This window comes from Streptomyces sp. MB09-01, assembly GCF_033794505.1.
Lineage (GTDB): Bacteria > Actinomycetota > Actinomycetes > Streptomycetales > Streptomycetaceae > Streptomyces.
Window position 1 is genome coordinate 1 of record NZ_JARAYQ010000350.1, and the last position, 6,765, is coordinate 6,765.

At 67.9% G+C, this 6,765-nt stretch carries 6 protein-coding genes and 1 pseudogene; 5 read left to right on the top strand and 2 right to left on the bottom strand.

Annotation, left to right across the window (positions count from 1 at the left end; translation table 11 throughout):
* The 3 genes and pseudogenes from PV721_RS39365 to PV721_RS39375 all read left to right on the top strand — a co-directional run.
* Positions 1–1,589, top strand: a 1,589-nt coding sequence (locus PV721_RS39365) for a hypothetical protein (RefSeq protein WP_319733068.1), incomplete at its 5' end; no start/stop codon positions are given.
* A 346-nt stretch (positions 1,590–1,935) separates the two neighbouring features.
* Entirely contained in the window at positions 1,936–2,343 is a 408-nt protein-coding gene (locus tag PV721_RS39370; RefSeq protein WP_319733070.1) for a hypothetical protein, read from the top strand.
* A 169-nt stretch (positions 2,344–2,512) separates the two neighbouring features.
* A pseudogene (locus tag PV721_RS39375) lies at positions 2,513–3,445 on the top strand (IS5 family transposase).
* 80 nt (positions 3,446–3,525) lie between these two features.
* Here PV721_RS39375 and PV721_RS39380 read toward each other — a convergent pair.
* On the bottom strand, positions 3,526–4,026 hold the full coding sequence (locus PV721_RS39380) for a hypothetical protein (RefSeq protein WP_319733072.1): 501 nt from the start codon (positions 4,024–4,026) through the stop codon (positions 3,526–3,528).
* Positions 4,027–4,739: 713 nt separating this feature from the next.
* Here PV721_RS39380 and PV721_RS39385 point away from each other — a divergent pair.
* On the top strand, positions 4,740–5,033 hold the full coding sequence (locus PV721_RS39385; RefSeq protein WP_319733073.1) for a hypothetical protein: 294 nt from the start codon (positions 4,740–4,742) through the stop codon (positions 5,031–5,033).
* Positions 5,034–5,851: 818 nt separating this feature from the next.
* On the opposite strand, the gene PV721_RS39390 is transcribed toward PV721_RS39385, so the two are convergent.
* Positions 5,852–6,052, bottom strand: coding sequence for a hypothetical protein (locus PV721_RS39390; RefSeq protein ID WP_052876005.1), 201 nt, complete (start codon positions 6,050–6,052; stop codon positions 5,852–5,854).
* 298 nt (positions 6,053–6,350) lie between these two features.
* Here PV721_RS39390 and PV721_RS39395 point away from each other — a divergent pair, with 298 nt between their 5' ends.
* Positions 6,351–6,749 (top strand): WYL domain-containing protein, encoded by a 399-nt coding sequence (locus PV721_RS39395; RefSeq protein ID WP_319733077.1) that lies wholly within the window; start codon positions 6,351–6,353, stop codon positions 6,747–6,749.
* Positions 6,750–6,765 lie beyond the last annotated feature (16 nt).

A 6,765-nucleotide genomic window follows, 5' to 3' on the forward strand; every position in this document is an offset into this window, starting at 1 on the left:
ACCCGGCCGAGCCCCCCGCCCCCCGTGAGACCAAGGGCGGTCTGGTGGGCCGACTGATCGCCCTGCGCGGGAAGAGCGTCGTGCTGACTCCCGACGGGAAGTCGGCCACCATGATCGCCGACACCCTGGGCGTTCCTCACCCTGAGCGATTCCAGCCCGGTGACACCGTGGACGGACTCCAACCGTTCAAGGACGCCGAACGAGGCATGCTGCTCGCCCCGAGCCGATTCGACGGCATGGACCTGCCGGACGAGTCCTGCAGCGTCATCCTCATGCACGACCTACCCGACTCCCTCCACCTCCAGGACCAGTTCCTCCAGACCCGGCTGCGCGCCGGCCGCGTCGCACAGGAGCGGGTCCGCACCCGCGTTATCCAGGGGGCTGGCCGCTGCACCCGCGGACCGCGTGACTTCGCGCTGGTCATCGTGACCGGGCGCGAACTGCAGCGCTTCCTCTCTCGTCTCGACGTCCGGGAAGGCCTGCCGCCCGAGCTCCAGGCCGAAATCGCCTTCGGCCGCGACAACAGCCAAGTCCCGCCGTCGGACCTCGTCGCCCTGGCGCGAAGCGCCCTGAACCGCGACGAGATCTGGCAGGAGGACGCCGAGCCCGACATCGTCGAGCGCCGCTCCGAGTGCACCAAGCAGGAGCCCGCCTACGTGACCAAGCTGTCCGGCAGCGCTGAGCACGAGGTCTTGGCCTGGCAAGCCGCCTGGCTGGAGGACTGGGATGCCGCCTCCCAGCGCGCGGTACAGGCTCTCAACCTCCTGACCGGCGAGGAACTGCGCCCGTACCAAGCGATGTGGGCCTACCTCGGCTCCGCGTGGGCCCGGCTGGCCACCGGAGCGCCAGCGGCTCCGGCGCGCGCCGAGCAACTGCTGCAACGAGCCCGCAAGGCAGCCATCGGCACCACGTGGCTGCGGGAGATCGAGGGCCAGGCGGACGTCGAGCCCGAGCTCGGCGACGTGGACGGCGAGGCCGTGGCCGCTGTCGCCGAGGCCTACCGATCGTCCACGAAGCTCAAGACGGCCGCCAAATACGAGGCCTTCGCCACCGAGATGCTGGCCAACCTCGGAAACCGGAACGCCACCAAGTACGAGCAGGGCCTCGTCTCCCTCGGTGAACTCCTGGGAGCCCGCTCGTTCAAGTCGTCGGACCAGGGCCGCGAGGACGCGGCCTGGCTGTGGCCCTCCTGGTGGCTGACCGTCGAGGCCAAGAGCGAGCAGAAGTCTGATGGCGGGATCAGCCTGAACGACATCCGACAGACCAACACCCACCTGCAGCAGCTCGCTGCGGACCAGCAGGTCGACGAACCGCCGGCTGGCAGCATCAGCGTCATCGCCTCACCCAAGGGGATCGTCTCCGACGATGGGGTAACCGGCGCCGTGCCGCACCTCTACCTTGTCTCTCCGGAGACGATCCTCGCCCTTGCCGTACGGGCGACACAGGCCTGGACGCGGATCCGCGGCGCCGCACCGGCCGGGGTCGAAGGGGACGACCTCCTCGCCGTGGTCACGCAGGCCCTGCGCACCAGCCGCGTGCTGCCCTCCTACGTGAAGGAGATGATGACCGCCGACCCCGTCCGCTCCTAGCGTCCCGGGCACACTCGCTCCGAGGCACGCTGCGTCAAGACGAACGCCCGGCCCTCGGAGGGCCGGGCGTTCTCGCTGCCGCCGGAGAGAGCTTGCCGCGCAGCACTAACCGGCTTGCCCAGCCCGCCGAACCCGGCTTGCCCACAGCACCCACAGGCTTGCCCGGACCGGTGCGCCCAAGGCTTGCCCAAGAGGCAGCCAGGCTTGCCCAGTCTGTAAAACACCAGCTCAAGAGGCTTGCCCACAGCCAAGAGAGGGGATCCGGCGGACACACGAGCCGGGCCCTGATCCGGCGGAACCCCACCTCGTGCAGATCCGGCAGGCTCCCGGTCCCGGCCGTTGGGAAGTGCAGCACATCGGGGCCTGCGACCAGCAGCCCACCCTGGAGCAGTACGAGCAGCGCCAAGCCGCGCTGGCCGGCCAGCGGGCCGACGAGCAGGAGCGGGAGGCCAAGAAGAAGGCCGCCGCGGCGCAGCGGAAGGCCCGGGCCGACGAGCGGAGGGCCGCGAAGGCGGCCGAGGCCCGGGCAGCCGCCGCCGCGACCGCGCAGGCCGTGCAGGAGCACGGTGTCACCTCGGCCGTGGACGTGCAGACGCCGTACGACAAGGGCGTGCGCGGCTCCGGACCGGCGGCCACCCGCATGCGCATCGTGGAACGCGCCCTGACGCTCGAGGACGGGCAGTCGGTTACCGCCTGGGACATCGAGGTGCACGGCCCCCAGGCCGACGAATTCGCCGACGTCCCCGAACGGTGATGAGGATCTGTGAATTCGGTCAGGGCTACTCGTCGCCCCACTTGCTCCGTTCCTCAACGGAGTGGGAGCTTGCGCGAGCGCGGTGCAGGTCGTGGACCGTGGAGGGGGCTATCTAGGAGCTGTCCGGGCGATCATGTGACCGCCCCGTGCCTGGGGCGTTGTTGTGGGCATGGGGCGGGGTGATCTGACAGATGCCGAGTGGGAACGGCTGCGGCCATTCCTGCCGGTGAGTAATGGACGTTGGGGCCGGCGGCGGGACCACCGGCAGGTGATCGACGGAATCCTGCACCGGGTGCGAACCGGCGTGCAGTGGCGGGATCTTCCCGAGCGGTTCGGTCCCTGGAAGACCGTCTATGAACGCCACCGGCTGTGGTCGGCCGACGGCACGTGGGAACGTCTGCTGCAGCAGGTCCAGGCCGCTGCCGACGTCGCGGGCGAGATCGACTGGGACATCTCAGTGGACTCCACCATCGTGCGTGCTCATCAGCACGCGGCCGGTGCCCGTACGGAACCACCGCCTGCAGCCGTGCCAAAGGGGGCCGAAGCGGCAGAACACCAGGGCGAAACACCGTGGCAAAGCCTGCTCGCCCGCCTGGTGGAGGTGGTGCAGGAGGTGAGGGCCTGGGCCGCTCGCGGGGCGGGTTCACCAGCAAAATCCACCTGAGCGCGGACGGCCGCTGCCGCCCGCTGTCCCTGGTCGTTACCCCGGGGCAGCGTGCCGACTGCACCCAGTTCCAGACGGTGCTGGAAAAGATCCGCGTTCCGCGGGTCGGTCCGGGCCGGCCCCGCACGAAGCCCGACAGCATCGCGGCCGACAAGGGCTACAGCAACAGTCCGTGCCGCAAGTACCCTGCGGCGCCGGGGCATCCGGCACACGATTCCGGAGAAGATCGACGGCCAGGCCGCCCGCCTGCGCAAAGGCTCACGCGGCGGACGGCCACCCGGCTTCGACAAGGAGCGGTACAAGAAGCGCAACACCGTCGAGCGAGCAATCAACAGGTTGAAGCAGTCCCGGGCCATCGCCACTCGCTATGACAAGCGGGGCTACGTCTTCCTCGGCACCGCAACCACCGCAGCTCTGCTCATCTGGCTTCGGAGTTGAGTCACGACGTCACAAAGGGATCGGCCGATACGCCAGGGTCTGATCGACCACCCACTGGCTTCTGAAGGCCGCCCGTTGCATCAGCCTATAGGGCCGCCTTCGGGGTTGGCCCCTCCAGCTGGACGCTGATTGGTCGGGATCCCTGATTGGTTGAAATTTGGCTCGCCCCTCGTTATGACCTGCACCGAGTAGTTGTAGTTGAACATGTGGCAGTTCAGCAAGCCACACCTTGTATTGAGGACCAGGCACTGTGGGCTGCCGCCAATGCCGCCGAAGGTCTGTGCCTCCAAGCGTACATCTGTGCTATCGACACCGAAGAGGTTCGCCTCGTCCTCAGTTGGAGCCAATGCCCCTAGAGACGCGACAGCAGTCGCCGAGACGATCCCTCCAGGCATCTCTGGCATCGTTGGGTTGGGGGGCGGGTAGAACCTGACGGTCCCTGCTGCGAGAGGGAGGAAGCTCTTCATTGTGAAGTGCGTGGTGGGCACCGCGAAGCCGATTTCGCACTGAACCCACCCGGTATAGACCTCCATCATAAAGCGTTCGTTTCCAGTGCTCTGGCTGTTGATCCAGTAGCGCATGTAGCGGAAAGAATGGACGGAGTCCAGGGGTCTTCCGTATGGTCCAGCCATTTGAATATTCCTTCGTGGCGCAGGTGCGGTCTCACTGCATCATGAGTAGCCCTTACGCATAACCGCGAGACGGCCTGAGGTATTCGGCGATGCTCTCGTGTCCGGCGCGGGATCGCGCTCACGATGCTTGTGCCAGAACCCCCACTGGCTTGCATGGCATGACCTATGTCCATTTTGGGCCGTCCTGTGTGAGCTCGCATCTTGAGCCGTATTTGTCTGGCGGGATGTGAGCGATTGCCCCCTAACGTCCATTACTCACCGGCAGGAATGGCCGCAGCCGTTCCCACTCGGCATCTGTCAGATCACCCCGCCCCATGCCCACAACAAGGCGGGCTAGGAGGCTGGGCTGCCGACGCCCGACGGGTGACTCGAGCGGCCCGGCGCAACTGAACGCTCCGACAAGCCGCCTACGGTGCTGCCGTGGCACTTATCCCAGGGAACGGCCCCACTGCGGCGGACTGGCTGGGTGCGTGGTCCGCGTTCGGCGCTGCGGTCGGCACGGTCGGCGCGTTCTTCACTGGGTTGAGCCTGTGGTGGCGCGATCGGCGGCGTCTGCGCCGTGCGCAGGCGCGCTTGGTCCATGGCTACATCTTGCACACGGGGACGGGCATCGCGGTGAGCCAAGGGGGAGGGGGGCGTCCGCGCCCACACCGCCCAAGTACGTGATCGAGAACAACAGCGATGAGCCGATCTACCGGGTGACTGTGCCGCAGGGGGCCGACGGCGACACCATCTCCTATCACCTGGTCCCGGCCGGCGAGAAGCGCGAGACGTCCATGTCAGGGGCGGACAAGGAGAAATTCCTGCAGAAGCACCCAAAGGCCACGATCGTCCCTCTGGCGTTCTCCTTCGCCGACTCGTCCAGCGCACTGTGGAAGCGGAACCAAGGGGGAAGACTGCACGGCGGCTGGCGCTACAGGTGGCCCCGGAAGAAGTTGGGTGGGGAGATCCACTGAGCAGGTGTGGGGTCACCCCTGAGCACGGGGTGGCCGTTTTCAAATAGCGCCATCAACGGTTCTACCTCCTGGAGGACGCCCGCGCCGAGTACCAGCAGCACACCTGGACCGCGGACCTCCCGACCTACCCCAGCAGCACCCCCGAGCCGCTCCCGGCAACCTGTCCCACGCCCGACGTCGACCACTGCGGGAACTGCGGGACGACCGTCGCGATCGGGGGCTGGATGAGCGCCTCGCTCGGCCTCTCCTGCCCGGACTGCTACGACGTGATGTCCGGCGAGCCCGGCCGCCACGACCTTCGGTACCACCGTCAGCGGTAGGCAGGAGCCGGCCTGTCCGGCGCTCTGCGGAGGGTGGGCAAGCCCATGCCGGCGCGCCTCCGCGGCAGTTGCACCGGAAGGGGGCTGGAGGGTTGCCTGCAGAGGTGCACTAGGAGTTGCACCGGAGGTGTGACCGGGAGTGGGACCCCCACTTTTTCGATCTTGAGCATCGTGCCTGGTCAGGCCCCGTGGGCAAGCCCCCTCGCCACGACGACACCTCTTTCTCCGCGATAGCCGGAGGAAGAGGCCTGCTTCTTCTCAGGGCCGGGCCGGCCTTCACCAGCCCAGTCCAGCCCAGCTCAGCCCAGGCCAGCTCGGACCGGCCCCCACGGTCCGGTCCGTGCCTCGGCCGGCTCCCTGCTCCCCGCTCCGGATCCGGCGCCGTCCGACGCGCGGCCCCGGCCCCGGACACCGCGTGCGCCCCCCGCTCGAAGGCTGCGCCCGGACATGCCGAAGCGGCCCCGCCGGGAAGGCGAGGCCGCTTGGTGTGGAGCTGATTCAGTGCATCTCCCAGTCGACGCAGCGGCGCTGGGGGAGCGGCGGCTCGACGCCGAGGCGCAGCGCCAGCCGGACCGCCGCGCGGTCCTGCTTGTGTGCCGCCTGCTGGTGAGGCTTCCGGCTCCCGTCCTTCAGGTGGGAGATCCAGGGTCGCTCCTGGAGCTGCAGGTGCGCGGGGCGGTCGTGGAAGGTACGGGCCATCTCGGGGCTCCTCGCTGTGGATTTGTAGCGGTGCGTGTTTCGCGGTCGCTGACCGGCTGCCACGGCCGATCAACTGAGACAACCATAATCTTTATTCATCACTCACGTCAAGCGGGGGCGCCCTGCGGGTTTCCGCGCGCCGCGATGCGGGCGGCTGGACGGGTGAACGCGAAATCGGGTCGAGAAAAAGGCCGTTCCGACTTCCCGAAAGTGATGAGTGTGAGTTATAGTTGTCTTGTTGGTAGGGAGTGGCACCCGGTCAACACCCCCCGAACTCACAAGCTCCAGGGAGAAACCCGTGTCGAACTCCATGAAGATCACCGCCGGTCAGACCACCACCCGCACCCTGACCGACCTGATCCGCGCCATGGACGGCCAGCGCGCCACGACCATCACCTACGTCGACAGCAAGGGCGACGAGTCGGTGCGCACCATCGAGATCCACAACATCCTCACCACCAGTAAGGGCGGCATCATCGTCCGCGCGATGTGCCGCGCCCGGGGCGAGATGCGCAGCTTCACCCTGGAGCAGATCAAGGCGTACACCGTCCACCGCATCCGCTTCGTCCTCGCGGTCCCGGAGGAGAACGCGGCGGACGTGGCCCCCCTCGCCCACTTCGTCTTCACCGCGCAGGAGCTGGTTGACCTGGAGCTGGAGCGCGACTACCCGGCGCCCAAGCTGAAGCTCGCCGCATAGGCGAGCGGGCCCGCCC

What these genes read in the sequence shown, in the direction of transcription:
- PV721_RS39380 (WP_319733072.1), bottom strand. Translation starts at nt 4,026, where the DNA reads ATGCGCTACTGGATCAACAGCCAGAGCACTGGAAACGAACGCTTTATG.
- PV721_RS39390 (WP_052876005.1), bottom strand. Translation starts at nt 6,052, where the DNA reads ATGGCCCGTACCTTCCACGACCGCCCCGCGCACCTGCAGCTCCAGGAG.